31 protein-coding genes are annotated in these 24,513 nt (G+C 66.0%); 14 read left to right on the forward strand and 17 right to left on the reverse strand.

Going from position 1 to position 24,513, the window contains the following annotated elements; translation table 11 throughout:
- Positions 1–76 precede the first annotated feature (76 nt).
- From SP6_RS01095 to SP6_RS01110, 4 genes are read left to right on the forward strand one after another with little or no spacing between them, the layout of a single operon-like run.
- Complete coding sequence (locus SP6_RS01095) at positions 77–460, forward strand: ExbD/TolR family protein (protein WP_126053341.1); 384 nt, start codon at positions 77–79, stop codon at positions 458–460.
- Positions 461–513: 53 nt separating this feature from the next.
- On the forward strand, positions 514–1,179 hold the full coding sequence (locus SP6_RS01100) for an HAD-IA family hydrolase (protein ID WP_007406123.1): 666 nt from the start codon (positions 514–516) through the stop codon (positions 1,177–1,179).
- Positions 1,176–1,391: a hypothetical protein gene (locus SP6_RS01105; RefSeq protein ID WP_037569352.1), complete on the forward strand. Its 216-nt coding sequence runs from the start codon at positions 1,176–1,178 to the stop codon at positions 1,389–1,391. The genes SP6_RS01100 and SP6_RS01105 overlap by 4 nt, the downstream gene beginning before the upstream one ends.
- Positions 1,388–2,077, forward strand: coding sequence for an ATP12 family chaperone protein (locus SP6_RS01110; RefSeq protein ID WP_007406067.1), 690 nt, complete (start codon positions 1,388–1,390; stop codon positions 2,075–2,077). The genes SP6_RS01105 and SP6_RS01110 overlap by 4 nt, the downstream gene beginning before the upstream one ends.
- A 202-nt stretch (positions 2,078–2,279) precedes the next feature.
- Here SP6_RS01110 and gmk read toward each other — a convergent pair whose 3' ends face one another.
- The 7 genes from gmk to rsmI all read right to left on the reverse strand — a co-directional run bounded on the left by gmk (position 2,280) and on the right by rsmI (position 6,300).
- Complete coding sequence (gmk, locus tag SP6_RS01115; protein ID WP_007406092.1) at positions 2,280–2,939, reverse strand: guanylate kinase; 660 nt, start codon at positions 2,937–2,939, stop codon at positions 2,280–2,282.
- 81 nt (positions 2,940–3,020) lie between these two features.
- Positions 3,021–3,227 (reverse strand): hypothetical protein, encoded by a 207-nt coding sequence (locus SP6_RS01120; RefSeq protein WP_007406140.1) that lies wholly within the window; start codon positions 3,225–3,227, stop codon positions 3,021–3,023.
- A complete protein-coding gene (locus tag SP6_RS01125) occupies positions 3,224–3,433 on the reverse strand; it encodes a hypothetical protein (protein ID WP_007406046.1) in 210 nt (69 codons plus the stop codon). The genes SP6_RS01120 and SP6_RS01125 overlap by 4 nt, the downstream gene beginning before the upstream one ends.
- Before the next feature lie 102 nt (positions 3,434–3,535).
- Positions 3,536–4,498: a glutathione synthase gene (gshB, locus tag SP6_RS01130; protein WP_007406118.1), complete on the reverse strand. Its 963-nt coding sequence runs from the start codon at positions 4,496–4,498 to the stop codon at positions 3,536–3,538.
- Between the two features lie 84 nt (positions 4,499–4,582).
- Positions 4,583–4,954, reverse strand: a complete 372-nt coding sequence (locus SP6_RS01135; protein WP_007406117.1) for a YraN family protein — start codon at positions 4,952–4,954, stop codon at positions 4,583–4,585.
- Positions 4,955–5,001: 47 nt separating this feature from the next.
- Positions 5,002–5,370, reverse strand: coding sequence for a hypothetical protein (locus SP6_RS01140; protein WP_007406125.1), 369 nt, complete (start codon positions 5,368–5,370; stop codon positions 5,002–5,004).
- 60 nt (positions 5,371–5,430) lie between these two features.
- Entirely contained in the window at positions 5,431–6,300 is an 870-nt protein-coding gene (gene rsmI, locus SP6_RS01145; protein WP_007406093.1) for a 16S rRNA (cytidine(1402)-2'-O)-methyltransferase, read from the reverse strand.
- On the opposite strand from rsmI, the gene SP6_RS01150 reads away from it, so the two are divergent.
- On the forward strand, positions 6,299–7,531 hold the full coding sequence (locus SP6_RS01150) for a penicillin-binding protein activator (RefSeq protein ID WP_037569349.1): 1,233 nt from the start codon (positions 6,299–6,301) through the stop codon (positions 7,529–7,531). The two genes, rsmI and SP6_RS01150, sit on opposite strands and share 2 nt — an antisense overlap.
- A gap of 11 nt (positions 7,532–7,542) precedes the next feature.
- Positions 7,543–7,857: a divalent-cation tolerance protein CutA gene (gene cutA / locus SP6_RS01155; protein ID WP_113667457.1), complete on the forward strand. Its 315-nt coding sequence runs from the start codon at positions 7,543–7,545 to the stop codon at positions 7,855–7,857.
- On the opposite strand, the gene hemW is transcribed toward cutA, so the two are convergent.
- On the reverse strand, positions 7,854–9,017 hold the full coding sequence (gene hemW, locus SP6_RS01160; protein WP_007406104.1) for a radical SAM family heme chaperone HemW: 1,164 nt from the start codon (positions 9,015–9,017) through the stop codon (positions 7,854–7,856). The genes cutA and hemW overlap by 4 nt on opposite strands.
- Between hemW and SP6_RS01165 the strand changes: the two genes are divergently transcribed.
- A complete protein-coding gene (locus SP6_RS01165) occupies positions 9,016–9,630 on the forward strand; it encodes a CAP domain-containing protein (RefSeq protein ID WP_227876670.1) in 615 nt (204 codons plus the stop codon). The two genes, hemW and SP6_RS01165, sit on opposite strands and share 2 nt — an antisense overlap.
- A 29-nt stretch (positions 9,631–9,659) precedes the next feature.
- On the forward strand, positions 9,660–10,046 hold the full coding sequence (locus SP6_RS01170) for a hypothetical protein (protein WP_007406055.1): 387 nt from the start codon (positions 9,660–9,662) through the stop codon (positions 10,044–10,046).
- Between the two features lie 139 nt (positions 10,047–10,185).
- On the opposite strand, the gene rdgB is transcribed toward SP6_RS01170, so the two are convergent.
- Positions 10,186–10,812: an RdgB/HAM1 family non-canonical purine NTP pyrophosphatase gene (gene rdgB, locus SP6_RS01175; protein ID WP_007406636.1), complete on the reverse strand. Its 627-nt coding sequence runs from the start codon at positions 10,810–10,812 to the stop codon at positions 10,186–10,188.
- The gene (gene rph, locus SP6_RS01180) at positions 10,809–11,525 is read right to left on the reverse strand and encodes a ribonuclease PH (protein ID WP_007406647.1); all 717 of its coding nucleotides are present in this window, start codon (positions 11,523–11,525) and stop codon (positions 10,809–10,811) included. The genes rdgB and rph overlap by 4 nt, the downstream gene beginning before the upstream one ends.
- A 125-nt stretch (positions 11,526–11,650) precedes the next feature.
- On the opposite strand from rph, the gene hrcA reads away from it, so the two are divergent.
- Together hrcA and grpE are read left to right on the forward strand one after the other, a co-directional pair.
- Positions 11,651–12,691: a heat-inducible transcriptional repressor HrcA gene (gene hrcA, locus SP6_RS01185; protein WP_007406642.1), complete on the forward strand. Its 1,041-nt coding sequence runs from the start codon at positions 11,651–11,653 to the stop codon at positions 12,689–12,691.
- 29 nt (positions 12,692–12,720) lie between these two features.
- A complete protein-coding gene (gene grpE, locus SP6_RS01190; RefSeq protein ID WP_007406638.1) occupies positions 12,721–13,266 on the forward strand; it encodes a nucleotide exchange factor GrpE in 546 nt (181 codons plus the stop codon).
- Positions 13,267–13,367: 101 nt separating this feature from the next.
- Here the strand turns inward: grpE and SP6_RS01195 are convergent, their stop codons facing one another.
- Both SP6_RS01195 and SP6_RS01200 read right to left on the reverse strand, forming a co-directional pair.
- On the reverse strand, positions 13,368–14,486 hold the full coding sequence (locus tag SP6_RS01195) for a flagellin N-terminal helical domain-containing protein (protein WP_007406622.1): 1,119 nt from the start codon (positions 14,484–14,486) through the stop codon (positions 13,368–13,370).
- A 144-nt stretch (positions 14,487–14,630) separates the two neighbouring features.
- The gene (locus tag SP6_RS01200; protein WP_007406653.1) at positions 14,631–15,068 is read right to left on the reverse strand and encodes a copper chaperone PCu(A)C; all 438 of its coding nucleotides are present in this window, start codon (positions 15,066–15,068) and stop codon (positions 14,631–14,633) included.
- A gap of 179 nt (positions 15,069–15,247) precedes the next feature.
- Between SP6_RS01200 and dnaK the strand changes: the two genes are divergently transcribed.
- Positions 15,248–17,146 carry a molecular chaperone DnaK gene (dnaK, locus tag SP6_RS01205; protein WP_007406620.1) on the forward strand — a complete coding sequence of 633 codons (1,899 nt, stop codon included), beginning with the start codon at positions 15,248–15,250 and terminating at the stop codon, positions 17,144–17,146.
- 177 nt (positions 17,147–17,323) lie between these two features.
- The gene (gene dnaJ / locus SP6_RS01210) at positions 17,324–18,454 is read left to right on the forward strand and encodes a molecular chaperone DnaJ (protein ID WP_007406651.1); all 1,131 of its coding nucleotides are present in this window, start codon (positions 17,324–17,326) and stop codon (positions 18,452–18,454) included.
- A 63-nt stretch (positions 18,455–18,517) separates the two neighbouring features.
- Here dnaJ and SP6_RS01215 read toward each other — a convergent pair whose 3' ends face one another.
- On the reverse strand, positions 18,518–19,075 hold the full coding sequence (locus SP6_RS01215) for a DUF6624 domain-containing protein (protein WP_007406633.1): 558 nt from the start codon (positions 19,073–19,075) through the stop codon (positions 18,518–18,520).
- A gap of 170 nt (positions 19,076–19,245) precedes the next feature.
- Between SP6_RS01215 and SP6_RS01220 the strand changes: the two genes are divergently transcribed.
- Complete coding sequence (locus SP6_RS01220; RefSeq protein ID WP_007406643.1) at positions 19,246–19,761, forward strand: thioredoxin family protein; 516 nt, start codon at positions 19,246–19,248, stop codon at positions 19,759–19,761.
- Positions 19,762–19,884: 123 nt separating this feature from the next.
- On the opposite strand, the gene purB is transcribed toward SP6_RS01220, so the two are convergent.
- Positions 19,885–21,201 (reverse strand): adenylosuccinate lyase, encoded by a 1,317-nt coding sequence (gene purB / locus SP6_RS01225; protein WP_007406650.1) that lies wholly within the window; start codon positions 21,199–21,201, stop codon positions 19,885–19,887.
- A gap of 219 nt (positions 21,202–21,420) precedes the next feature.
- Here purB and SP6_RS01230 point away from each other — a divergent pair, with 219 nt between their 5' ends.
- Complete coding sequence (locus tag SP6_RS01230; protein ID WP_007406629.1) at positions 21,421–21,879, forward strand: EF-hand domain-containing protein; 459 nt, start codon at positions 21,421–21,423, stop codon at positions 21,877–21,879.
- 151 nt (positions 21,880–22,030) lie between these two features.
- On the opposite strand, the gene SP6_RS01235 is transcribed toward SP6_RS01230, so the two are convergent.
- The 3 genes from SP6_RS01235 to SP6_RS01245 all read right to left on the reverse strand — a co-directional run bounded on the left by SP6_RS01235 (position 22,031) and on the right by SP6_RS01245 (position 24,511).
- On the reverse strand, positions 22,031–22,531 hold the full coding sequence (locus SP6_RS01235; protein ID WP_053058568.1) for an HIT family protein: 501 nt from the start codon (positions 22,529–22,531) through the stop codon (positions 22,031–22,033).
- Between the two features lie 338 nt (positions 22,532–22,869).
- Positions 22,870–23,487 carry a 50S ribosomal protein L25/general stress protein Ctc gene (locus SP6_RS01240; RefSeq protein ID WP_007406631.1) on the reverse strand — a complete coding sequence of 206 codons (618 nt, stop codon included), beginning with the start codon at positions 23,485–23,487 and terminating at the stop codon, positions 22,870–22,872.
- Positions 23,488–23,677: 190 nt separating this feature from the next.
- On the reverse strand, positions 23,678–24,511 hold the full coding sequence (locus tag SP6_RS01245; RefSeq protein ID WP_007406628.1) for a diacylglycerol/lipid kinase family protein: 834 nt from the start codon (positions 24,509–24,511) through the stop codon (positions 23,678–23,680).
- Between the last annotated feature and the right edge of the window lie 2 nt (positions 24,512–24,513).

A 24,513-nucleotide genomic window follows, 5' to 3' on the forward strand; every position in this document is an offset into this window, starting at 1 on the left:
TTCAAACCGGCGGCGGCGGGATTATTCCCGTCGTCGTTGATGCTCTTCTGCCCGATTCGGTGTGATGCGATGCTGAATGCGGTTGTTAGCCAATATTCATCATAATATTCGTCATGCGTCATCTTGGGGAGCCAGCATTAGCCCGTCGAATCCACTTCGTCGCCGTCGCGTCGCCGCTTGGGCCGGTGTTGGTATGCTGCTGTTGGCCCCCGCTCCATCGGCTGCCGACCAAGCCTCGGCCCCGCTGACGTTCGTCATCAGCGACCGTACGCCCGACTGTCTTCTGGAACGAGAAGGGCAACCCATAGACGACGCCGCCCTGAAGGAATTGGCAGAGCGGTATGGGCGGCGCGAGGTGGTCGTTTCCGCGAAGGCATCCATTTCCTATCGCTGCGTCGGCGGTGCCGTTTACCGTTTGCAGCAGGCCGGCTTCATGCGGGTGACCTTCCACGGCAGGTGATCGGGATGGCGCACACGCTTTCCCCCGGCGGCGGAGCGCGATAGGACGGGGCGATGACGCGACCGCGCCTAGCCCTGTTCGATTGCGACGGTACCCTCGTCGACAGCCAAGCCAATATCTGCCTCGCGGCGGTGGAGGCGTTCACCATGGCGGGGCTGACCCCGCCGCCGGCCCAGGCGATTCGCCGAATCGTCGGCCTCAGCCTGGTCGAGGCGATGCAGGTGCTCGCCCCCACGCTGACCGATGATCTGCACCGGCAGTTGGCAAGCGATTACAAGGCGGCCTTTTTCCGCCTGCGCACCGAAGGCGCGATGGAGCCCGAACCCCTGTTCGAGGGCATTCCGGCGCTGCTCGATCATCTGGCGGAGCGGGGCTGGCTGATGGGCGTGGCGACGGGCAAGTCGGATCGCGGCCTAGCGCGTGTGCTCGCCGAACATGGTCTCGCGCATCATTTCGTCACGCTGCAGACCGCCGACCGCCATCCGTCCAAGCCCGATCCCGCCATGGTGCTGGCTGCCATGGCCGAGAGCGGCGTCGCGGCGGCGGACGTGGCGATGATCGGCGATACGAGCTTCGACATGGCGATGGGCAAGGCGGCGGGCGCCTTCGCGGTCGGTGTCGCCTGGGGATATCATGACGTGCATGATCTGGTGAGGGCGGGCGCGGATGTCGTCGCGCAGGATGTGGCCGATCTGCCCGCGTTGCTGGTGCGGCCATGAGCGGGCGGGACCCCGCGCGGCAGCGCTGGTTCATCATTGTCGCCGTGCGCCTGATCGGCGTGGCGGGGGCGTTGTTCGGCGTGGTGCTGGCGTCCCGGGGCGTCGCGTGGCCACATAAGGTACTGGGCGTGGCGATCGTCCTGTCGGCGCTGGCGATGATCGCGATCGTCCCGGCGGGGCTGGCGCATCGCTGGCGGAGCGGGGACGAATGAAGCGGTTCTGGTCGGAAGTCACGGTCGATGCCGAGCGCGTCGTCCGATTGGACGATCGCCCCGTCCGCACGCCGGGCCGCACCCCGCTCGCGCTGCCGACCCCCGCGCTGGCCGAAGCGGTGGCGGAGGAGTGGCGCAGTGTCGGCGAGACCGTCGACCCGCGTGCCATGCCGCTGACGGGACTCGCCAATGCCGCGATCGACCGGATCGCTGCGGACCCCGTGCCGTTCGCCACCGGGCTGGCGCGCTATGCCGAGAGCGATCTGCTCTGTTATCGTGCCGATTCGCCGCCGGAGCTGGTGGCGCGGCAGGATGCGGTGTGGAACCCGCTGCTCGACTGGGCGCGCGATCGCTATGACGTGCACTTCGCGCTGGTTACGGGGATCATGCATCGGCCGCAGCCCAAGGCGACGGTCGAGCGGCTATCCGCGGCGGTGGCGGCGCTCGATCCGTTCCGACTGGCCGCACTGTCGCCGGTGGTGACGATCACCGGTTCGCTGGTGCTGGCGCTGGCCCTGCTTGAAGGGGCGGCCGATACCAATGCGATCTGGACGGCCGCGCATGTCGACGAGGATTTCCAGGCCGAGCAATGGGGCGAGGATTATCTCGCCCTCGAAGCGCGCGAGGCTAAGCGGCGCGAGTTCGACGCGGCGGTTCGGTTTTTGAGCGCGTTGGAGCTTGGGTAACCCCCGCGTCCGTTCGCGCTGAGCGAAGTCGAAGCGCAAGGGAGTCACCCGCCGATAAGGCTAAGCGTGGCCTTCGACTTCGCTCAGCCTGAACGGAGTTGGGGGATAAAACGCGTGACCCCGGCTACCTGCTGTCGCCTACCCCGACCTCCGTTCGCACTGAGCGAAGTCGAAGTGCACGCGACGCACAGCCGCCCCACGCCTACTTCGTCGTCAGCTTCCGGATGAACCCGATCAGCCCGGTCTGACGCGAGCGCTTCAGCCGTTCGGCCTGGAGGATGGTCTTCACCCCCAGGAAGCATTGTTCGACATCGTCATTGACCAGGACATAGTCGTAACCGTCCCAGTGGCTGACCTCGTTGGTGGCACGGGCCATGCGGGCGTCGATCACCTCGATGGAATCGGTCGCGCGGCGTTCCAGCCGCTGACGCAATTCCTCCATGGAGGGCGGGAAGATGAAGACGCGCACCACGTCGCCGCCCGCGATCTGGAACAGCTGCTGCGCGCCCTGCCAGTCGATGTCGAACAGCACGTCCTTGCCGGCTGCCAGCATCGCCTCGACCTGCGCGCGCGGCGTGCCATAGCGATTGTCGAAGACATGCGCCCATTCGAGGAACTCGTCATTCGCCACCATGCGGCGAAATTCCTCGAGATCGACGAAATGATAGTCCTTGCCCTCCACCTCGCCGGGCCGCATCCCGCGCGTGGTGGCCGACACCGACATTTGGAGGCCGGGATCGTCCGCCAGCAATTTGCGCGCGATCGTCGACTTGCCCGCGCCCGAGGGCGAGGACAGCACGAACAACATGCCGCGGCGCTTCAGCTTATGGGGATCGTCGGGGTCTGCGGGCGAATTGGACATGCCTGCCTTTGACGCACGCTGTTGCAGCGCGTCAAGCCATGGCTGACGCGCTGCGATAGGGCGATCGACCCAATATGGGGTTTAGTAGCGACCAGCCACCTTGCCGGCCTTGTGCCGATCATAGGCCTTCTTGGCCGCATAACCGCCGCCGAGCAGCAGGCCGAGCGGGCCCAGCCGACGCATGCCGCCGACTGCCAGCGCACCCAGCGCCGCGCCCTTGAACCCGCTATTGCCGTCGCGACGGCTGACTTCACGCCCGACAAGCGCGCCGATGATACGTCCGATCATTGTGCCTCTCCAAAAACGCGGTCCTTGAGCTCGCCGGCGCCACGCAGCACCGCCCAGCCCACGGCATAGGTGATTGCGATCGGCAGCACGATCTTCAGAACATTGGCGGTCACGGCACCGATGACCGCACCGTCGGCGACACCATCATCGCCCGACATGCCGTCGATTGCGGCACCCACCATCGCCCCGATCGTCGTTGCACCCATCGCAAACCAACCCTTCCTTTCTCGCAAGGGCAAAAGCGCGGGGGCGTGGATGAGTTCCGTTGGGGGCCGCCTCAATCCTCCCTGTACCGGGAAGGACCGGAATCAGCCCTTGGCGCCGATCTTGCCCTCGATCGCGGACCAGATCATCGCGGCGACGTCGGTGCCGTCGAATTTCTCGATGGCGACGATGCCGGTGGGGGAGGTGACGTTGATTTCGGTCAGCCATTCGCCGCCGATCACGTCGATCCCGACGAACAGCAGCCCGCGCCGCTTGAGCTCCGGCCCCAGCACGTCGCAAATCTCCCGCTCGCGTGCCGTCAACTCGGTCTTCTCCGCCGAGCCGCCCACCGCCAGATTGGAGCGGATCTCGCCCTCGCCCGGCAGGCGATTGATCGCGCCCGCGACCTCGCCGTCGATCAGGACGATGCGCTTGTCGCCCTTGGCCACGGCGGGCAGGAAGGCCTGCACCATATGCGGCTCGCGATAGGCGGTGTTGAACACCTCGATCAGCGCCGACAGATTCGCGCCGTCGCGCCCGACCTTGAAGATCGCCTTGCCGCCATTGCCGTGCAGCGGCTTGATGACGATCTCGCCATGCTGGGCCAGGAACGCGCGTGCCTCCTCCAGCGAGCGCGTGACCAGCGTCGGTGGCATGAACTGCGGATAGTCGAGCACGAAGACTTTCTCGGGCGCGTTGCGCACGCTGCGCGGATTGTTGACGACCAATGTCTTCTCGGCGACCCGCTCGAGCAAGTGGGTGGCGGTGATATAGCCCAGGTCGAAGGGCGGATCCTGCCGCATCAGCACGACATCGGCCTCGTCGCCCAGGTCGAGCTTCACGGGATCGCCGAAGCTATAGTGATGGCCGGCGACCCGCTGCACCGTGACGGGGTGCGCCTTGGTCCACAGATGTCCGTCCGACCAGTTGAGATCGCCCGCGTCATAGTGGAACAGCCGGTGGCCCCGCGCCTGCGCCGACAGCATCAGCGCGAAGGTCGAATCCCCCGCGATGTTGATCTGGTCCATCGGGTCCATCTGGACGGCGACGGTCAGCGACTGGGTCATGGGGCGTTCCTCTTATGCGGAGCGGCCGGGGCCGCACGATCGCCAGCGGAGGTAATCGCTCAACCCGCGCCTGTCACCCGCGCGTCACCCGCACCAGGCATTTTCGATATGACGCGGCCGCGTGCCCGGCGCGAGCAGGATGACATCGATCCGGATATCGTCGCCCGGCCCGGCATAGGTCGGCATCAGCACCTCCGCCGCCGCCGCGACCCGGGCGAGGCGTCGCTCATCGATCGCGAAGTCGAGTTCGGCGGCGGACTTGCGCGTCTTGACCTCGACAAAAGCGACCAGCGACCCGCGCCGCGCGATCAGGTCGACCTCGCCGGCTGGCGTGCGGACGCGGCGGTCGAGAATGGTCCAGCCTTTGAGGCGCAGCCACCACGCTGCGAGACGTTCGCCGCGACGGCCGGTTGCCTCGGCCTGGCGACGATCGCGGAGGGGGCGGGGCATCGACATGCTCGCGACGATAGCGGATCCGGATATCCTCTGCACCTGGTCGTGTATCAGGCGACGGGTTCTTCCTGCTCGGATAGCCAAGCCACACTGTCCTCTGCGCAGTCGAACACGCGCAGATAGGGTTGGGTCATCAGCCGCCGGATCTGCTGTCGGCCGATCGCGCTGTTGTTGATCATGGCGATGCGGCTGGCGCGGGGAAAGTCGCGCAGTGCCTCGTGCACGGTCATGATCGCCTCGCGCGGCTGGACGGTGATTTCGCTCATGTCGATACGCAGGCGATAGCCGGGGCGGAAGCCGCTGCGTCGGAATGCGTCTACCAGCTCGCGGGCATAGCGCGTCGCGATCTCGGGGGTGAACAGGCCCGTCCAGCGTATGTCGAGCAGATTCAGGTCGTGGCGAAATTCATAAGCGTACATGTCCGGCTCCTGTGCGGATCATGGTCCGACGACGATTGCCGAATCACTAACGCACCGGCCCTAGGCCTCGGAAGCATCGCCTTTCATCACCAGCGCCCGCGCATAGAGTGTCTTGCGATCGAGACCCAGCGCCTTGGCGACCTCACTCGCCGCGCGGCCGACGGGCAGGCGGGTCAGCGCCTCGGCCAGCGCGGCGTCGGCATCCTGTTCGCTGGCAGGCTGTGCTTCGCCGGGCGGCGCGATCACGATCGCGATCTCGCCCTTGGGCCCTCCCTCGGCATAGCGGGCGGCGAGCGTGGAGAGGGTGCCGGTCACCGCCTCCTCGAATTTCTTGGTGATCTCGCGCGTTACCGCCGCCTCGCGATCGCCCAGCCCCTTGGCGAGCGCGGTCAGCGTCGCGGACAGCCGTGGCCCCGATTCGTAGAGGACCAGGGTGGCGCGGATGCCGGCGATCTCCGCAATGGCGTCGGCGCGCGCCTTCTCCTTGGGCGGCAGGAAGCCGACGAACAGGAACCGGTCGGTCGGCAAGCCCGCCAACGTTAGCGCGGCGATCGCGGCGCATGGGCCTGGGATCGTCACCACCGCATGGCCGGCGGCGCGCGCGTCGCGGACCAGCTTATAGCCCGGATCGGAAATCAGCGGCGTTCCCGCGTCGGAGACCAGGGCCACCGCCTCGCTCGCCATCCGCGCAATCAGGCCAGGGCGGACATGCTCGGCGTTATGGTCATGATAGGGCTGCATGGGGCGCTTCACGCCGATATGGCGGAGCAGCCCGGCGGTCACGCGGCTGTCCTCGACCGCGATGACATCGGCGTTTGTCAATATGTTGGCCGCGCGCGGGGACAGATCGCCGAGATTGCCGATGGGGGTCGCGACGATGTAGAGGCCGGGTTCGAGTTTGTGTTCGGATTGGGTCACGGGGAGTGTCATGACAGAGGCAGGGCTGTTCGTACAACCGGGGGCCGCCTATCCGGGGCTTCGAAACAAGGGCGGCCTGCGGTTGGGCCGCACGCTGGCGCTGGCCGCGACGCTGTTCCTGGGGGCGTGTCAGACTTTGGTCCCGCGCGGGCCGACCGAAGCGCCGCCGCCGCGTCCCCAGACCACCACGCCGCGTCCGAGTACCGAGGTGGAGCCCGGCCTGCCGCGCGACACCGCGCGCCACCGCGTCGCGCTGCTCGTGCCGCTTTCGGGCAGCAATGCCGGCGTCGGTCAGTCGATCGCCAATGCGACGATGATGGCCCTGCTTGACAGCCAGGCCGACACCGTCCGCATCACCAATTATGATACCGCGACCGGCGCGGCGGCGGCGGCGCAAAAGGCGATCGCCGAGGGGGCCCAGCTCATCCTTGGGCCGCTCCTCTCCGAAGATGTCCGCGTGGTCGCGCCGATCGCGCGCGCCGCCCGCGTGCCGGTCATCAGCTTCTCCAACGATACCGGGGTCGCAGGCGGCGGCACCTATCTGATGGGCTATACCCCGGCGCAGTCGATCGACCGCGTCGTCGATTATGCGCGCGGGCGCGGCGTCACCACCTTCGCCGGCCTTGTTCCCAACGGCCTTTATGGCGAGCGCGCCTCGACCGCGTTCCTGCGTGCGGTGGAAGGGGCCGGGGGCCAGGTCGTCTCGCTCCAGCCCTATGGCCGGGTCGCGGGCGGCATCGCGGCGGCGGCACAGCGGCTGAATGCCAAGGCGCCCTATGATGCGGTGCTGATCGCCGATGGCGGGGCGGCGGCGGCAGCGGCGGCCCCGGTCATCAAGCGCGGATCGGGGGCGACCACCCGGCTGCTCGGCACCGAATTGTGGAATTCCGAATCGAACATCGCGGCGCGCCCGACGCTGAACGGCGCCTGGTTCGCCAGCGTATCGAACAACCTCTACCGCCAATATGCGACAAAATACCGGGCCCGCTATCGCACCGCGCCCTATCGCCTGTCGAGCCTGGGCTATGACGCGGTTCTGCTGACCGTGCGGATCGCCCGCGACTGGAAGATGAACGCGGCCTTCCCCGAATCGCGTCTCCGTGCATCGGACGGCTTTGCCGGCATCGACGGCGCCTTCCGCTTCGGCCGCGACGGCGTAGCCGAACGCGCCTTGGAGGTGCAGGAGATTCGTGACGGCACGGCGGTGACCGTCTCGCCGGCGCCGACCGGGTTCGGGGATTGAGCGGGAACGAATTGATCCTCGTTCAGTGCGCGGTGGGGTCGCGGGACAATGCCGCAGCCATCGCCCGGGCGCTGGTCGAGCGGCGGTTGGCGGCCTGTGTCCAGATGACGCCGATCGAAAGCTGGTATCGCTGGGAGGGCGCCGTCCAGCATGAGCCCGAACTGATGCTGACCATCAAGACGGTGCGGGCACGATTCGACGCGCTGTGCGCGGCGGCGACCGCGCTGCATGATTATGAACTGCCCGAAATCGTCGCGGTGCCGATCACCGATGCGCTGCCGGCCTATGCGGACTGGGTGCGCGAGGCGGTCGCCGACGCGGTTTAAGCCTCGTCCAGCACCACCTCGCGCAGGATCGCGTCGAGCAGCAGCGCGCCCGCTTCGGTCACGATCAGCCGCTCGCCGTCGCGGCGTACCAGCCCTTGCTGGGCCAGACGTTCGACCTGGGCCGCGTCGACCATCTCCCGCCCCTTGGCGAGGGCGGTGACGTAGCGGAGGTCGACCCCTTCGGTCAGGCGCAGCCCCATGACCAGCGCCTCGGTCGCGCGGGCGACGGGGGCGAGCGCTTCTTCCAACTCGATGCCATGGCCGTTGCGGTCGACCGCAGCCATCCAGTTTTCGGGTTTCTTGCGCCGCGCGGTCGCCACGCCTTCACGCCGGCCATGCGCGCCGGGGCCGATGCCGGCATAATCGCCATAGCGCCAATAGGTCAGATTGTGACGACTCTCTGCCCCGATCCGCGCATGGTTGGAGGTCTCATAGGCGGGCAGGCCGGCGGCGGCGGTGATCGCGCGCGTCGTCTCGAATAGGTCGGCGGCGGCGTCGCCATCGGGAATGGTCAGCCGCCCTGCTGCTGCCTCGGTGGCGAATCGCGTACCCGGCTCGATGGTGAGCTGATAGAGCGACAGATGCTCAGTGCCATAGCCGATCGCACGGGTCAGCTCCGCCTCCCAATCGGCCAGCGGCTGGCCGGGGCGGGCATAGATCAGGTCGAAGCTGACCCGGCCAAACTGCTCCTGTGCCGTTTGCAGCGCGCGCAACGCCTCGTCTACGCCGTGCGCGCGGCCAAGAAAGCGCAGCGCCTCGTCATCGAGCGCCTGGACGCCCAGCGAGGCGCGATTGACCCCGGCGGCAGCCAGATCGGCAAAGCGCGCCGCCTCGACCGAGGAGGGGTTGGCCTCCAGCGTGATCTCGATCCCCTCGGCAAAGCCCCAATGCCGCTCGGCCGCGTCCAGGATCGCGGCGACCGTGGCGGGCGGCATCAGCGAGGGCGTGCCGCCGCCGAAGAAGATCGAGGTTAGTTGCCGTCCCGGCAGCATCGCCGCTTCATGCGCTAGATCGGCGAGCAGCGCATCGGCCCAGGCCGCCTGGTCCACCGATTCGCGGACATGGCTGTTGAAGTCACAATAGGGGCATTTGGAGACGCAGAAGGGCCAGTGGACATAAAGCGCCAGCGGCGCGGAGGACGGCGATATTGCGGAGGACATGATGCGCTCCGATATGGCGGCGATGTTCGCGCTTCGCCATCTCTTATCGCTGCCCGTGTTGGCTCTGTTGCTGTCGAGTTGCGGCGCGGTCGTGCCGTCTGGGGCGGGGGAGCGTCCGCCCGCGCGGGTAGTCGAGCAGCGGCTGTCCGATGCGCCCGCGCCGCGCGGGGCAGGGTTGCTGCGCCAGGCGATGCTGAACGGCCACCGGGCGGCGCGGGCGGATGTGGGGTTGCCGCCGCTCGCCTGGAACGACTCGCTGGCGGCGAGCGCCTTGTCCTATGCCCAGGAAATGGCGCGGACCGGCCGGTTCGAGCATGCGCAGCAGCCGCAGGGACCGGCTCGACAGGGCGAGAATCTGTGGACCGGCACGCGCGGCGCCTATCGCTATGACGAGATGATGGCCCATTGGCGCGCCGAACAGCGCAATTTCGTCAACCTGCCCGTGCCGCAATCCAGCCGCACGGGCCAGTTCGGCGATGTGGCGCACTATACGCAGATCGTCTGGGCGCGTTCCACGGCGATGGGATGCGCGATGGCCAGTAATGCGCGCGACGACTTCCTCGTTTGCCGCTATAGCCCGACGGGCAACGTCTTTGGCGAGCGGGCTTTCTGATCCGCCGGGCGTGGCGAAGGAACGCAATTATGGCCAATCCCTATGATCCGATGGCGTGGATCGCCTTCTGGACCGCGCCCGCGCGCTTCGCGGTGATGGCGGGCGAGGCCATGCTGAGCGCACAGAGCGTGATCGCGACCCGGATGGGCGCGATGGCGACGGGCACCTCGTCGCCCGCCGAAATGACGCTGATGGTCAGCGAGAAGGTCAAGGCGTTCGACCAGTCGGCGAGGGTGTGGAATCGCGATCAGGCGGCGCTGTCGCGATTGTCCCGCCATAATCCGCGCGGCGGGATGCTGGATGCGTGGGAAGCGATGGCGCGCGCGATGCTGATCGGTGCGTCGATGCCGCTCCAGGCGATGACCCCGGTGCACCGGACGGTGACGGCGAACCAGAAGCGGCTGGCGAAGGGGTAGGACTTAAATCCTCCCCGGTACGGGGAGGGGGACCAGACGCAGGCTGGTGGAGGGGGTCGCCACGAGGATATCCTTTGTGGAAGCCCCCTCCGTCAGGCCTTCGGCCTGCCACCTCCCCGTTCGTACCGGGGAGGATTTCTTAGAACACTGCCTTGACCAGCTGCCCGAAGGCGTCGGCGCGGTGGCTGATGCGGTTCTTTTCGCCCTGGTCCATCTCGGCGAAGGTCTCGGTATAGCCGATCGGCTGGAAGATCGGGTCATAGCCATGGCCCTTGTCGCCCCGCGGCGGCCAGACGATGGTGCCGTCGACACGGCCCTCGAACCACTCGACATGGCCATCGGGCCAGCCGACCGCCAGCGCGCAGACGAAATGCGCGGCGCGGCTCATGTCCGGCTCCTCGTTCAGCCGGTCTTCCACCGCGCGCATCGCCATGGCGAAATCCTTTTCCGGCCCCGCCCAGCGCGCGGAGAACAGCCCCGGATCGCCGCCCAGCGCCTCGACGCACAGGCCGCTGTCGTCGGACAGCGCCGGAAGCCCCGACAGGTCGGCGGCAGCCAGCGCCTTCAACTCGGCATTGGCGACGAAGGTCGTGCCCGTTTCCTCGGGCTCGGGCAGGTCCAGGTCCCCCGCCGCGATCACCTCGACGCCGTAGGGCGCGAGGAGTTCGCGGAATTCGACGATCTTGCCCTTGTTGTGGCTGGCGAGGACCAGCTTGCCGGGTTCGAGCTTGCGGATCGCCTGGCGGCCATTGCCTTCACCGCTCATGCGCGGATTGCCCGCTCTTGCGCGGCGAAGATCTCGGTGCAGCCCATGCGCGCCAGACGGAGCAGGCGCAGCAGCGCCTCTTCGTCATAGGTGGCATGCTCGGCGGTCGCCTGGACCTCGGCGATATGGCCGTTCTCGATCAGCACGAAGTTCGCATCGGCATCGGCGTTCGAATCCTCGATATAGTCGAGGTCGAGCACGGGCGTGCCCTGATGGATTCCGCAGGAGACGGCGGCGACCTTGTGACGGATCGGGTCGCTGGTCAGCTTGCCCTCGGCCATCAGCTTGTTGACCGCCATGCGTAGCGCGACCCACGCGCCTGAGATCGCGGCGGTGCGGGTGCCGCCATCGGCCTGGATCACGTCACAGTCGAGGGTGATCTGCCGCTCGCCCAGCGCCTTCAGGTCGCAGACGGCGCGCAGGGAGCGGCCGATGAGACGCTGGATCTCCTGGGTGCGGCCCGACTGCTTGCCCTTGGCGGCCTCACGGCTGCCGCGCGTGTGGGTGGCGCGGGGCAGCATGCCATATTCGGCCGTGACCCAGCCTTCGCCCTTGCCGCGCAGGAAGGGGGGAACGCGCTCTTCGACGCTGGCGGTGACAAGTACCTTGGTATCGCCGAACCCGATCAGCACCGAACCTTCGGCGTGGCGGGTGAAATTCGGCTCGATGGTGATGGGACGCATCTGGTCGGGCATCCGGCCGGACGGGCGCATAGTCTTCTCCTTGTTCCTTGGGAGCAGCCCTAACCGGCCCCCGCGCGATGCGCCAGAGACCAAGAGAACGGGAATGCCCTGCGATCGCGGTTGAGCGTGAGCACTGCCATGCCTACATTTCCGTCATGGTCACCCCACCGATCACCGAGCTGACCGACCGGGCGCGCGATATCTTTCGTGTCGTGGTTGACAGCTATCTGACCAGCGGCCAGCCCGTGGGGTCGAAGACGATCGCCCTGTCGGGGATCAACCTGTCGCCCGCCTCGATCCGCAACGTGCTCCAGGAACTGGAGGAACGGGGTCTGCTCGCCGCGCCGCATACCAGCGCGGGGCGGATGCCGACCGATATCGGGCTGCGGCTGTTCGTCGACGGGATGATGCATGCCATGGAGCCGAGCGTCGAGGAGCGCGCCGCGATCGAGGCGCGGGCGGCGCGCGCCGGCCCGGTCGAAGAGGCGCTGGCGGCGACGACGGCGGTCTTGTCGGGACTGTCGGCTTGTGCGGGTCTGGTCATGGTGCCCAAGCGCGAGATGAAGCTGCGCTCGATCGGCTTCGTGCCGCTCTCCGCGACGCAGGCGCTCGCGGTGCTGGTCGCCGAGGATGGCGCGGTCGAGAACCGGGTGCTGGAATTGCCTGTAGGCATGACGCCCTCGGCGCTGATCGAGGCGGGCAATTATCTGTCGGCGACGCTCGCCGGGCTGACGCTGGGGCAGGCGCGCGAGCGGCTGGAGCGCGAATTGGCCGCCGGACAGGCGGCGCTAGACGGTGCGGCGCGGGCGCTGGTCGAGCAGGGGCTGATCGTCTGGAGCGAGGATGGCGAGCGGCGACCGATCCTGATCGTACGCGGGCAGGGGCGGTTGATCGATGCGGCCGCCGCGGCGGATCTGGAGCGGGTGCGCGATCTGCTCGACGATCTGGAAGGCAAGCAGGAGGTTGCCCGCCTGCTCGATTCGGCGCGGGCGGGGGATTCGACTCGCATCTTCATCGGCGCGGAGAACAAATTATTCGCGCTGTCGGGATCGTCGGTCATCGCCCGGCCATTTCGCAATCTGGACGGCCAAGTGGTTGGTGTGGTCGGCGTAATCGGGCCGACGCGGTTGAACTATGCCCGCGTCGTGCCCATGGTGGATTTCACGGCGGCAACGCTCGCCCGAATGATGGGCTGACCCGGATCACGGGCTGAACAGGGATTATGATGAGCGACAACAAGACGAACGAACCCCAGACCGATCTTCGCGAGGAAACGGCCGAGGCCGCGCCCGAAGTGGCGGGCCAGGACCGTCTGAGCGAACTGGAAAATCAACTGGCCGAGGCCAAGCAGCAGTATCTCTACGCCCAGGCCGAAATTCAGAATATCCGCCGTCGGGCGGAAAAGGACGCGTCGGACGCGCGCAACTATGCCGCGACCTCCTTCGCGCGCGACGTGCTGTCGGTCGCCGACAATCTCCAGCGTGCGCTGGCAACGATTCCGGCCGATCTGCGCACGGACGACAAGTGGAAGGGGCTGGTGACCGGCCTCGACGCCACGGGTCGCGAGATGGAAAGCGTGCTGGGCCGTCACGGCATCACCAAGATCGAGGCGATGGGCCAGACGCTCGACCCCAACAAGCATCAGGCAATGATCGAACTCCCCTCCGATCAGGAGCCGGGCACGATCGTGCAGGAGATGCAGTCGGGTTACATGATCAAGGACCGCCTGCTGCGCCCGGCGCTGGTGGGTGTGGCCAAGAAGCCGGAGTGATCCCGGCGGATCGGTGATCGGGAAGGGCGGGCCGAAAGGTCCGCCCTTTTTCGTTGGGGCATGATGACGCCGCGTTGCTTTACGCTCTCCTGGGCGGGAGCTTATTGCCCCAGCAGTTTCAGCACATCCTTCTGGCTCTGATTGGCCTGGGCCAGCATCGCGGTCGAGGCCTGGGCCAGGATCTGCGCGCGGGCGAGCTTCACGGATTCGTCCGAATAATCCGTATCGGCGATCCGCGAGCGCGCCTCCGACAGGTTGGTTGTGCCGCTGGTCAGCGTGGCGATCGCGGATTCCAGCCGGTTGCCCGTCGCGCCCAGTTGTCCCTGGACGCTGGCCACCGTCGACAGGAGCGCATCGACGCGGCCCATGGTATGATCGGTGCGATAACGGTTCATGACGTTGAGTTCGTCGACCAGCGAGAACTGACGGCGCGCGGTATAGGCATCGTAAGTGTCGCCGGGATCATAGGTCGGACCATTGGGGTCGTACCATTGGTCGCCGTCGCTTTGATACACGATCCGGCCGATGTCCTGGCGGGCGACCGTCGTTCCCGCGATCTTCCCGCGCGCCATATAATCGTCGAACGTCACCAGATGCGACTGGCTCTGATCGCGGTATTTCGGGTTCGTCAGCCGGCCGTGATAGCTCCAGCCCCAATAGCCATCGACATCATCGCGGACGAATTCGATCGGCACCGGATCGATCGATACCGGGATCGTGTCTGCGATATTGGGCCCCGCCTGGACGTTCAGCTTGACGCTGGCATCGACCAGATTGTTGTCGGCGTCGTAAATCGGCGCATTGGCGTTGAACAAGGCGACGCCGTTGAACGACGCCGAGCGGATCGTCTGATCGATCTGGGTGGCGAGCGCGGTGACCTCCTTTTGCAGCGCCGCGCGATCGGTCATGCTGTAAGTGCCCGATCCCGCTTGCACCGCCAGTTCGCGGACGCGTTGCAGCATGTTGGACACCTCGCTCAGCACGCCGTCCGCCGTCTGGATCAGCGACACGCCGTCCATCGCGTTGCGTATCCCTTGCGACATCCCGCGAATCTGCGCGGTCATCGAGCTGCTGATCGCGAGCCCCGCCGCATCGTCCTTGGCCGAATTGATCCGCTGGCCCGAGGACAGCCGCGCCATGGATTGGGCGAGGTCGGTATTGGCGCGCTGCGTGGCGGCCATCGCACGAAGCGCGGCGCCATTGGTGTTGATGACCGTCATGGTAACTCCCATCCCGTGACGAGCGCGGGGGAATCCCCACGCGCGGACAGGATGGTTGACGCGATTTAACCATGACGAACTATCCGGGCTTTTCCCGGATAGGCGACGGTCTTAGTCTATGAAAAAATTGACGGAATGGCCGGATCAGGATTGCGGGGCCGGATCGCCGGCCGCGATGACCCGTGCCCCCTGGCGCAGGCGGGTGCCATCGGAAAAGGTCAGCAGCAGCGACAGGATGCGCCCCGGCTTAACCCCCGGATTCATGTCGTAAAGCATGACATGCCGCCCACCGGGGGCGAAGGTGACGGTCGCGCCGGCGGGGATGGGGACGCTGTCCACCTTCTTCATCGCCATGCCGCCCTCATGCATCTCGCTGGTGATCGCGACATCGCTGCTGACCGAGATGAGGTTCACCGGCTTGGGGCCGCCATGCACGATGAAATAGGCGGCGGCCGGCCGGCCGGGAACGGCGGCCAGTCGGACCCAGCCTTCGTCGGCATAGAGTTCCGGCTTTTCGCCGCATCCGCCGAGGGACAGGCCCATGGCCAAGGCGCAAAGGCCCAGAAAAATAGCGCGCCGCATGACATACCCTCTCGTTTCGGCAAATCCTGAAGCCATCCTAGGTTCCATCCAATCTTGCGGCAACGGAACGCCCACCTATATCCGGCCAGTGAGCGGGGTTTTCCGGTTGCCGCTTTCGGGACCGGGCGACCCTGGCATTGGACTTCCAGACTATGTTCTTGAGGGGCATTTAGAGACTTATGGCAAAAGTGATCGGCATCGACCTCGGCACCACGAACAGCTGCGTCGCTGTCATGGAGGGCGGCAAGCCCAAGGTCATCGAAAACGCGGAAGGCGCGCGCACCACGCCGTCGATCGTCGCCTTCGCCAAGGATGGCGAGCGCCTGATCGGCCAGCCGGCCAAGCGCCAGGCGGTGACCAACCCCGACAACACGATCTTCGCGGTGAAGCGCCTGATCGGTCGTCGCTACGACGATCCCGTCACCAAGAAGGACACCGAGCTGGTTCCGTACAAGATCGCACGCGGCCCGAACGGCGACGCGTGGGTCCATGCGGGCGGCAAGGATTACAGCCCGTCGCAGATCTCGGCCTTCACGCTGCAGAAGATGAAGGAAACCGCCGAATCGTATCTCGGCGAGACGGTGACCCAGGCGGTCATCACGGTTCCGGCCTATTTCAACGACGCACAGCGCCAGGCGACCAAGGACGCCGGCCAGATCGCTGGTTTGGAAGTGCTGCGCATCATCAACGAGCCGACCGCGGCTGCTCTGGCCTATGGCCTGGAGAAGCAGGACGGCAAGACGATCGCGGTTTATGACCTTGGCGGCGGCACCTTCGACATCTCGATCCTCGAGATCGGTGACGGCGTGTTCGAGGTGAAGGCGACCAACGGCGACACCTTCCTGGGCGGCGAGGACTTCGACAACAAGATCGTCGATTTCCTGGCATCGGGCTTCCAGAAGGATGAGGGCATCGACCTCACCAAGGACAAGCTGGCGCTCCAGCGTCTGAAGGAAGCGGCCGAAAAGGCGAAGATCGAGCTGTCCTCGGCCCAGTCGACCGAGGTCAACCTGCCCTTCATCACCGCCGACCAGAACGGCCCGAAGCATCTGGTCAAGACGATCACCCGCGCCGATCTGGAGCGTCTGGTCGAGGACCTGATCCAGCGCACGCTGGAGCCCTGCAAGAAGGCGCTGGCCGATGCGGGCATGAAGGCCGACGAGATCGCCGACGTGGTGCTGGTGGGCGGCATGACCCGCATGCCGCGCGTGCGTGAGGTGGTGAAGAACTTCTTCGGCAAGGACCCGCACACCGGCGTGAACCCGGACGAAGTCGTCGCCATGGGCGCGGCGATCCAGGCGGGCGTGCTGCAGGGCGACGTCAAGGACGTGCTGCTGCTCGACGTGACCCCGCTGTCGCTGGGTATCGAGACGCTGGGCGGCATCATGACCAAGATGATCGACCGCAACACGACGATCCCGACCAAGAAGAGCCAGGTCTATTCGACCGCCGACGACAATCAGAATGCGGTGACGATCCGGGTCTTCCAGGGCGAGCGCGAGATGGCGCAGGACAACAAGCTGCTGGGTCAGTTCGACCTGGTCGGCATCCCGCCCGCACCGCGCGGCGTGCCGCAGATCGAGGTCACGTTCGACATCGACGCCAACGGCATCGTCAACGTCTCGGCCAAGGACAAGGGCACCGGCAAGGAGCAGCAGATCCGCATCCAGGCCTCGGGCGGTCTGTCGGACAACGACATCGACCAGATGGTCCGTGACGCGGAGAAGTTCGCGGAAGAGGACAAGAAGCGTCGTGCCGAGGCCGAGGCCAAGAACAACGCCGAGTCGCTGATCCACACGACCGAGCGTCAGCTCGCCGACAATGGTGACAAGGTCGACGCGTCGCTGAAGTCGGAAATCGAGGCGGCGATCGCCGAGACCAAGACGGCGGTCGAGGGTGGCAACCCCGACACCATGAACGAGAAGGCGCAGGCCCTCGCTCAGGTCGCGATGAAGCTGGGCCAGGCGATCTATGAGAAGCAGCAGCAGGCGGAAGCGTCGCCGGCCGCTGACGCCGGTCAGGCCAAGCAGGACGATGTGGTCGACGCCGAATTCTCGGAAGTCGACGACACCAAGTAAGCCTGTCGGCCCGGTTCACCTTCGGGTGGACCGGGCCATGGCTTTGCGTTTGGAATACCGCCCCGGCGTTTTTTCGGGGCATGAAGTGGCGAAGCGCTTGGCGGTGTCGCTCCGTCTGGCCTGACGGCACGGAGGGTCGACGGGGCACGCGCTGAAGCGGACGGGGCAAGACCGGGCATGAGCACGACGATCGATTACTACGAACTGCTGGAATGCGAGCGTACGGCGGACGATGCGACGATCAAGTCGCGCTACCGCAAGCTGGCCATGCAATATCATCCCGACCGCAATGCAGGCTGCAAGGAATCCGAGGCCAAGTTCAAGGCGATCAGCGAAGCCTATGACTGCCTGAAGGACCCCCAGAAACGCGCGGCCTATGATCGCTATGGCCATGCCGCGTTCCAGCAGGGCGGCATGGGTGGTGGCGGCCATGGCGGCCAGGACTTCGGCGCCTTCTCCGACATTTTCGAAAGCGTCTTCGGCGAATTCATGGGCGGTGGACGCGGCGGCGGGCGGCAACAGCCCCGGCGCGGCGCGGACCTGCGCTACGACATGGAAATCACGCTGGAAGAAGCGTTCCATGGCAAGTCGACCGAGATCACGATCGATGTCTCGGCCGCCTGCGACACCTGCGACGGCACGGGCGCCAAGCCTGGTACCAGTGCCAAGACCTGCCAACAGTGCGGCGGCCATGGCAAGGTCCGCGCGCAGCAGGGCTTCTTCGTCGTCGAGCGGACCTGCCCGGTCTGCCAGGGCGCTGGCCAGATCATCGCCGATCCGTGCCCCGATTGTCGCGGCGACGGCCGGGTCGAGAAGACCAAGACGCTGGCGGTCAACATTCCGGCGGGCGTCGACGAAGGGACCCGCATCCGCCTGTCCGGTGAGGGCGAGGCGGGCGCACGGGGTGCGCCGGCGGGCGACCTCTATATCTTCCTCCATGTGAAGCGGCACGCCATCTTCGAGCGGGAGGGCACGACCCTGTTCGCACGCGCGCCGATCAGCTTCACCACGGCGGCGCTGGGTGGATCGCTGTCGATCCCCGGACTCGATGGCCGTACGCATGAGATCAAGATTCCGGCGGGTATCCAGTCGGGCAAGCAACTCCGCCAGCGCGGGGCCGGCATGCCCGTTCTGCAAGGGCGCGGCACCGGCGACTTGGTCGTGCAGATCGAGGTCGAGACGCCGACCAAGTTGTCGACCCGCCAGCGCGAGCTGCTCGAACTCTTCCGTGAAACCGAGACCGGCGACGAATGCCCCGAAAGCCAGGGCTTTTTCGCCAAGTTGAAGAATGTCTTCGCAGGCGAATAACGCTCGCTTGAATGGCAAATAGGGGAGGGTGCCGGTGGGTTGCCCTCCCTTTTTCATAGGCGGTCAGGGCTTGGGAACAGCCGTCTTCATCGCCTCCAGTTTCTTGTCCTGCTCCGGCTGAACAGGCACGCCCAGTGCCTTGCGCAGACTGTCCGGGATGAGCGCGCGATCATACGGGTCCATGGTCGCACCCCGTTCCTTCGAGCGGGTATATTGCGTACCATAGATTTGCGGCTGCCCGATCTTCATCAGATAACGGTCAAGCGTCGCGGCGGCGATCCAGTTGGCCTCCGCCTTGCCCCGCGCCACTGCCGCCATGGCGAGCGAGTGGGCCAGCAGATAATCGGCCGCGTCCTGTCCATGCTGGAAAATGAACGCTGCGTGATAATAATCCTCGGCCGTCTTTAGCCGTCCCTCGGCCAGCATCGCCCGAGCCGCCATGCGTCGGGCCGCATCCTCGGCGATCATGCGGCGGACCTGCGTCATATCGATCGGCTTGGCGGGATCGATCGATTGGCGCGTGGCCTGGTCGGCGTCGAACATCGCGGTCATTTCGCGATTGTCCGTTTCCTTCACGGCCTGGGCGTGCACAGGTGTCAGCGCCGCCAAACCCAGACCCATCAGCCAAGCCCTCCGCATCGCCGTTCTCCCTCATTGAACCGGAGTGCGATGATTACATCTGTAAACAGAATCGGCAAGGCACACCAAAACTGACGATCCCCACATGATCACTTGCTTGCCAAGTGGCGGGATTTTTTGTCCATTGCCGGGGTCCGATCGAAGGAAGCCCCATGATGAACGCCCGGTTTTTCGTTCTGCCTCTGCTCGCCGCGTCCGTTGCGCTTCCCGCCGCCGCGCCGATATCGGCGCCGCGCGTCGGCATCGCCAGCTTCGAGGCGCTGCCCAAGCCCTTGCCGCTGCCCTATCATGCGGGCGACGCGAAGTCAGCGATTGCGGCGGCGCGGGCGCGGGCGGTGAAGGCGCACAAGCGTGTGCTGATTGATCTGGGCGGCAATTGGTGCCTCGACTGCCGTTTGCTGGCAGGGGTGATGGAATTGCCCCAGATGCGCGGCTTCGTCGCCAGGCATTTCGAGGTGGTGACGGTCGATGTCGGCCGGTTCGATCAGAATATGGATATCCCGGCGTCCTACGGGATTAAGGGGCGGCTGCAGGGTGTGCCGGCGGTGCTGATCGTCGATCCGAAGACCAACAGCTTGGTCAATGCGGGCCGTGAGACGGCGCTGGCCGATGCGCGGGCGATGACGCCGCAGGCGGTGGCGGACTGGCTTGCCGGTTGGGTGGGATAACAGCCCCTCCGTTGTTACGGATAGCGAGGCAGTCCGGCGCATAAGACCGGACTCTGGATGGCCGTGTCGCTTTCGGCCTCGTCATGAAAAGGTGGGGGAGCGCAGAACGCTCCCCCCGAATGATCACGCTTCGCCGAACACCCGAGCGAAGATCGTATCGACATGCTTATAATGATAGTCGAGGTCGAACCGCGCCTCGATCTCCTCCGCCGACAGCGCGGCGGTGACGTCCGCATCGGCCTTGAGCAGTTCCATCAGCGATAGCGCGCCGTCCGACTCCCACACCTTCATCGCGTTGCGCTGGACGAGGCGATAGGCGTCCTCGCGGCTCACCCCCGCTTGGGTCAGCGCCAGCAGCACGCGCTGCGAATGGACGAGGCCGCCCATCTTGTTGAGGTTCTTCTCCATCCGCGCCGGATAGACGACCAGCTTGTCGATCACGCCGGTCAGACGCGCCAGCGCGAAGTCGAGGGTGATGGTCGCGTCAGGCCCGATATAGCGCTCGACCGAGGAATGGCTGATGTCGCGCTCATGCCACAGCGCGACATTCTCCAGCGCCGGGGTGACATAGCCACGTACCATGCGGGCGAGGCCGGTAAGGTTCTCGGTCAGCACCGGGTTGCGCTTGTGTGGCATCGCCGACGAGCCCTTCTGGCCGGGAGAGAAATATTCCTCGGCTTCGAGGACTTCGGTGCGCTGGAGGTGGCGGACCTCGGTCGCCAGACGCTCGATCGAGCTGGCGATGACGCCCAGCGTGGCGAAGAACATCGCATGGCGGTCGCGCGGGATGACCTGGGTCGAGACGGGCTCGACGGTCAGCCCCATCTTCTCGGCGACGTGGCGCTCGACGCGGGGATCGATGTTCGCGAAGGTGCCGACCGCGCCCGAGATCGCGCAGGTGGCGATGTCGGCACGCGCCGCGACCAGGCGCGCGCGGTTGCGGTCGAACTCGGCATAGGCCTGTGCCAGCTTCAGGCCGAACGTGACCGGCTCGGCATGGATGCCATGGCTGCGGCCGATCGTCGGGGTCAGCTTATGCTCGATCGCGCGGCGCTTGATGACCGCGAGCAGCGCGTCCAGGTCTTCAAGCAGGATGTCGGCCGCGCGCGCCAACTGCACCGCCAGACAGGTGTCGAGCACGTCGGACGAGGTCATGCCCTGATGGAGGAAGCGCGCCTCCGGCCCGGTCCGCTCGGCGACATGGGTCAGGAAGGCGATGACGTCGTGCTTGGTCTCGGCCTCGATCGAATCGATGCGTTCGATATCGAAATCGCCGGCGGCCTTATCGGCTTCCCAGATGCGCGCGGCGGCTTCCTTGGGGACGACGCCCAGTTCGGCAAGCGCGTCGGTGGCATGTGCCTCGATCTCGAACCAGATGCGGAAACGGGTCTGCGGGTCCCAGATCCGGGTCATGGGGGCACGGGAGTAGCGCGGGATCATCGAGGGCACCTTTTTAGGTCGTGGAAACGGCACGGCTCACCGCCGTCTTCCTCTCGGAATCGCGGTGTATCGTGCCGTTAGCAGGGACGAGCGGAGCCTTCAAATCCGATGGGCGCTTTCCCATATGGTAAAATGCAGATCGGGACCGTATCTCTAACGACGAAGATCGCGTCCCTGGTCTTCAAAGTCATCGTTCGACCAGAGTAAGGGAGAGACGAGATGATGAAATATGCTTTTCTTGCTGGTGCCATGATGGTGTCTGCCCCGGTACTTGCGCAGACCACGACCGCACCCGCCCAGACCACACCGGCCGCGCCGCAATCTGCGCCCGCAACCACGACTGACCCGGCGCAAGCCGCGACGCCGGCGGCAGATCCCGCCGCGCCGACCCAGGCGGCCCCCGCCGAGGGTCAGGTGCAGGCGACCGGCAGCCAGATCGCGCAGGTCGTCGACACCCAGTTCCCGACCTATGACAAGGACGGCGACGGGCAGCTCAACAAGGCCGAATTTACCCAGTGGATGGTCGCGCTGAAATCGCAGACCGACCCATCGACCAAGGCCGAGTCGCCCGCCACTAAGAAGTGGGTCGGCACGGCCTTTGCCCAAGCCGACACCGATAAGAGCAAGAAGGTGTCCAAGACCGAGCTGACCGGCTTTCTGAGTCAGGGGCAGGGCTGACCGATCAAAGGAACGTCCCTCCGTTCCGAACAATCCCTGAGCGGGGATAAGCGGGGCCGCCGGACCATGGGTTCGGCGGCCCTTTGCTGTGCGGCTGGCGGGCCGCGCACCCAAATTTGTCATCATGCGCCCGAAGGATTGTATCGACGGCTCACCGTGTCGGTAGGGCGGCGCGCAAACGTTCCGCCATGGCGTCCATCTCGGTCCGTGTAAGCCGTCTCCTCGGGACGGCGGGTGTATTGGGGATGACATGGACGTGAAAGTGGCAGACGTCCTGCCGGCTCGCATTGTTCTGTTGCAGGGAATAACCGGTGCTGCCCAGTGCGCGCTGCTGCGCGGCAGCGACACGTTTGACCATGTGCAACACCGCAAGCCCATCGCGATCGCTCAGGTCGTCGAGATTGCGCGCGGGGGATTTGGGAATGACCAGCGCATGGCCGGGGTGCTCCCAATCCAGCGGAATGATCGCCATGACGCGTTTGTCCTGTGCGATGACGGAGGCTGGGCGCTCCCCTCGAATGATCCGCGCAAAGGCATTGTCCGTCCGATAGGGGGCGGTCAGCGGACAGGGTAGCGTCGGACCCTGTGCGTAGGCGATGCGCGCGCTTCCACAAAAATGGCTGGCCACAAGTGCGACGATCAGGGTCGGCAAATGGCCGATGCTTGAAAGCCTCATACGACGTCGCCCTGATTGAACCGATTGGCTTCCATTTGGAGGTGTCTGCCCGGACGGCCCCACCGGCTCTGGTGAGGAGGTGATCTTACGCCGCTTGATCCAGAGAACCCAATCGCCCTTTCAGATTGGAAAGCCTCTTTTCGGGATAGCCCTTCGGCTTTCCGACTCCCCATCACCCGCGATGGGAGCGGCAGTGTGAGCCGGGGCATGGAAGGTCGGGTCAACGTCGAGCGCCGACACGAAAAAGGGCAGGGGCGTTGCCGCCACCTGCCCTGATGTCGTTCGCTTGGTCCCGAAGGACAAGCGAGGCCGGATCAGGCCTCTTCCGAACCTTCGGCCTGCGCCTCGGCATCGGCCGCTTCGTCCGCGGCGGTCGGGACCGTCGGCGGCACGATCGTGGCGATCGCGAAGTCGCGGTCGTCGATCGCCGGGGTGGCGCCCTTGGGCAGCTTCACGTCCGAGATGTGGATCGAGTCGCCAACTTCCAGACCCTTCAACGAGATGGTGATCTCGGCGGGGATGTCGGCGGCGTCGACAACGATCTCGATCTCGTGGCGGGTGACGTTCAGAACGCCGCCCTGCTTGATGCCACGGCTCTCGTCCTCATCGGTGAAGACGACCGGCACGGCGACGGTCACGGTCTCGTGCTCGCCGATGCGCAGGAAGTCGACATGCAGCGGACGGTCGGTGACCGGATGGAACGCGACGTCCTTCGCCAGCGTGCGCTGGCCGTCCACCATGATGACCGAGGTGAAGAAGTGACCGGTCATCAGCGCCTTGACGAGGGCCTTCTCTTCGAGATGGATCGACGCGGCGGCCTTGTTCTGGCCATAGATCACGGCGGGGACGCGGCCTTCACGACGCAGCGAACGGGAGGCTCCCTTGCCAACCTGATCGCGCGTCTCGGCGGCGAGCGTAAGGGTGTCGCTCATTCCAGTAACTCCGAAACAAAATGGATATAGGCTTCCGACCACGCCTCCAGGGATGACCATGACCGGAAGCGGCGGCGCATAGCCGCAAAGGGCGCAAAATACAAGCCATGCGCCGCCGTTCAACGATATCGTGATGATGAGGCCCGGTCTCCGATCGGGCGGGCCGCTCCTTAGGAAGGCGTCTGGCGCGTCAGGCCCTGATGATCGTCGCCAGGATATGCGAACGGCTTCGCGTCAGCCGGATCGCCGTTCCGGGCGGGAGCCTATGGGGTTCGCCATCGAATAGTGCGGAGACAGGCTTGCCGCCCCGCACGCGAAACGTGGGCGTCCGGGCGCATGTCACGCCTTGCGCTCGGGTCCAGTCTTCGGTGAGCGCCATCCGGCCCAGATCGAACAACCGGTGCCAGGTTCGCGCATCGACCGCCGCCAGCTCCAGATGGTCGTCCATGGGCGTGACGAACAGCGCCTGATAGCGCCGCTTCAGTTCGGGTACGTCCGCGATCCGAAGGCCCGCCCCGAAACTCCGCCGCCACGCCAGGGCAACGGCCTGGATCAGCCGCCGGGCTCGTCCGTTACGAACCGCCTCCCGGGCATGGGCCCAGCGTGTGGCGGGGCCGAGGATCAGCCCGGCATAGGCGTGACGGCCGTCCGCTTCGGCAAAGGGGAGTGAGACGCGGCGGGGCGGCTGGTCGGCCAGACGATGCAGGATCGCCAGCGCCTCGCCATCGCCATGCAGCGTCTTGGCGAGCAGGTTCATCGTGCCGCCGGGCAGGATCAGGATCTCGCCCTCCCAGGCCTTCAGTGCCGTCAGCACCGCATTGATCGTACCGTCGCCCGCATAGACGACGACCCCATCCGCACCCACGCTTGCGAGCATGTCGGTCGAGGGCAGGGCTTCGTCGGGGAAGCCGGTCTGCCCGGCCATCTCATGGCCCATGGCGGACAAAGTATCGGTGATCTGCGCCGCGACCGTGTCGGCGGTCGATCCCGACCGACCGTTGGTAACGAACCAGAAACGCCGCATCG

The sequence above is a fragment of the Sphingomonas paucimobilis NBRC 13935 genome (assembly GCF_000739895.2).
GTDB lineage: Bacteria > Pseudomonadota > Alphaproteobacteria > Sphingomonadales > Sphingomonadaceae > Sphingomonas > Sphingomonas paucimobilis.

Bases quoted from the DNA above. Each gene is read 5' to 3' on its own strand.
- SP6_RS01095 (WP_126053341.1), top strand. From the start codon at position 77: ATGCGGTTGTTAGCCAATATTCATCATAATATTCGTCATGCGTCATCT.
- SP6_RS01100 (WP_007406123.1), top strand. From the start codon at position 514: ATGACGCGACCGCGCCTAGCCCTGTTCGATTGCGACGGTACCCTCGTC.
- SP6_RS01105 (WP_037569352.1), top strand. From the start codon at position 1,176: ATGAGCGGGCGGGACCCCGCGCGGCAGCGCTGGTTCATCATTGTCGCC.
- SP6_RS01110 (WP_007406067.1), top strand. From the start codon at position 1,388: ATGAAGCGGTTCTGGTCGGAAGTCACGGTCGATGCCGAGCGCGTCGTC.
- gmk (WP_007406092.1), bottom strand. From the start codon at position 2,939: ATGTCCAATTCGCCCGCAGACCCCGACGATCCCCATAAGCTGAAGCGC.
- SP6_RS01120 (WP_007406140.1), bottom strand. From the start codon at position 3,227: ATGATCGGACGTATCATCGGCGCGCTTGTCGGGCGTGAAGTCAGCCGT.
- SP6_RS01125 (WP_007406046.1), bottom strand. From the start codon at position 3,433: ATGGGTGCAACGACGATCGGGGCGATGGTGGGTGCCGCAATCGACGGC.
- gshB (WP_007406118.1), bottom strand. From the start codon at position 4,498: ATGACCCAGTCGCTGACCGTCGCCGTCCAGATGGACCCGATGGACCAG.
- SP6_RS01135 (WP_007406117.1), bottom strand. From the start codon at position 4,954: ATGTCGATGCCCCGCCCCCTCCGCGATCGTCGCCAGGCCGAGGCAACC.
- SP6_RS01140 (WP_007406125.1), bottom strand. From the start codon at position 5,370: ATGTACGCTTATGAATTTCGCCACGACCTGAATCTGCTCGACATACGC.
- SP6_RS01150 (WP_037569349.1), top strand. From the start codon at position 6,299: ATGACAGAGGCAGGGCTGTTCGTACAACCGGGGGCCGCCTATCCGGGG.
- rsmI (WP_007406093.1), bottom strand. From the start codon at position 6,300: ATGACACTCCCCGTGACCCAATCCGAACACAAACTCGAACCCGGCCTC.
- SP6_RS01165 (WP_227876670.1), top strand. From the start codon at position 9,016: ATGATGCGCTCCGATATGGCGGCGATGTTCGCGCTTCGCCATCTCTTA.
- hemW (WP_007406104.1), bottom strand. From the start codon at position 9,017: ATGTCCTCCGCAATATCGCCGTCCTCCGCGCCGCTGGCGCTTTATGTC.
- SP6_RS01170 (WP_007406055.1), top strand. From the start codon at position 9,660: ATGGCCAATCCCTATGATCCGATGGCGTGGATCGCCTTCTGGACCGCG.
- rdgB (WP_007406636.1), bottom strand. From the start codon at position 10,812: ATGAGCGGTGAAGGCAATGGCCGCCAGGCGATCCGCAAGCTCGAACCC.
- rph (WP_007406647.1), bottom strand. From the start codon at position 11,525: ATGCGCCCGTCCGGCCGGATGCCCGACCAGATGCGTCCCATCACCATC.
- hrcA (WP_007406642.1), top strand. From the start codon at position 11,651: ATGGTCACCCCACCGATCACCGAGCTGACCGACCGGGCGCGCGATATC.
- grpE (WP_007406638.1), top strand. From the start codon at position 12,721: ATGAGCGACAACAAGACGAACGAACCCCAGACCGATCTTCGCGAGGAA.
- SP6_RS01195 (WP_007406622.1), bottom strand. From the start codon at position 14,486: ATGACGGTCATCAACACCAATGGCGCCGCGCTTCGTGCGATGGCCGCC.
- SP6_RS01200 (WP_007406653.1), bottom strand. From the start codon at position 15,068: ATGCGGCGCGCTATTTTTCTGGGCCTTTGCGCCTTGGCCATGGGCCTG.
- dnaK (WP_007406620.1), top strand. From the start codon at position 15,248: ATGGCAAAAGTGATCGGCATCGACCTCGGCACCACGAACAGCTGCGTC.
- dnaJ (WP_007406651.1), top strand. From the start codon at position 17,324: ATGAGCACGACGATCGATTACTACGAACTGCTGGAATGCGAGCGTACG.
- SP6_RS01215 (WP_007406633.1), bottom strand. From the start codon at position 19,075: ATGGGTCTGGGTTTGGCGGCGCTGACACCTGTGCACGCCCAGGCCGTG.
- SP6_RS01220 (WP_007406643.1), top strand. From the start codon at position 19,246: ATGATGAACGCCCGGTTTTTCGTTCTGCCTCTGCTCGCCGCGTCCGTT.
- purB (WP_007406650.1), bottom strand. From the start codon at position 21,201: ATGATCCCGCGCTACTCCCGTGCCCCCATGACCCGGATCTGGGACCCG.
- SP6_RS01230 (WP_007406629.1), top strand. From the start codon at position 21,421: ATGATGAAATATGCTTTTCTTGCTGGTGCCATGATGGTGTCTGCCCCG.
- SP6_RS01240 (WP_007406631.1), bottom strand. From the start codon at position 23,487: ATGAGCGACACCCTTACGCTCGCCGCCGAGACGCGCGATCAGGTTGGC.
- SP6_RS01245 (WP_007406628.1), bottom strand. From the start codon at position 24,511: ATGCGGCGTTTCTGGTTCGTTACCAACGGTCGGTCGGGATCGACCGCC.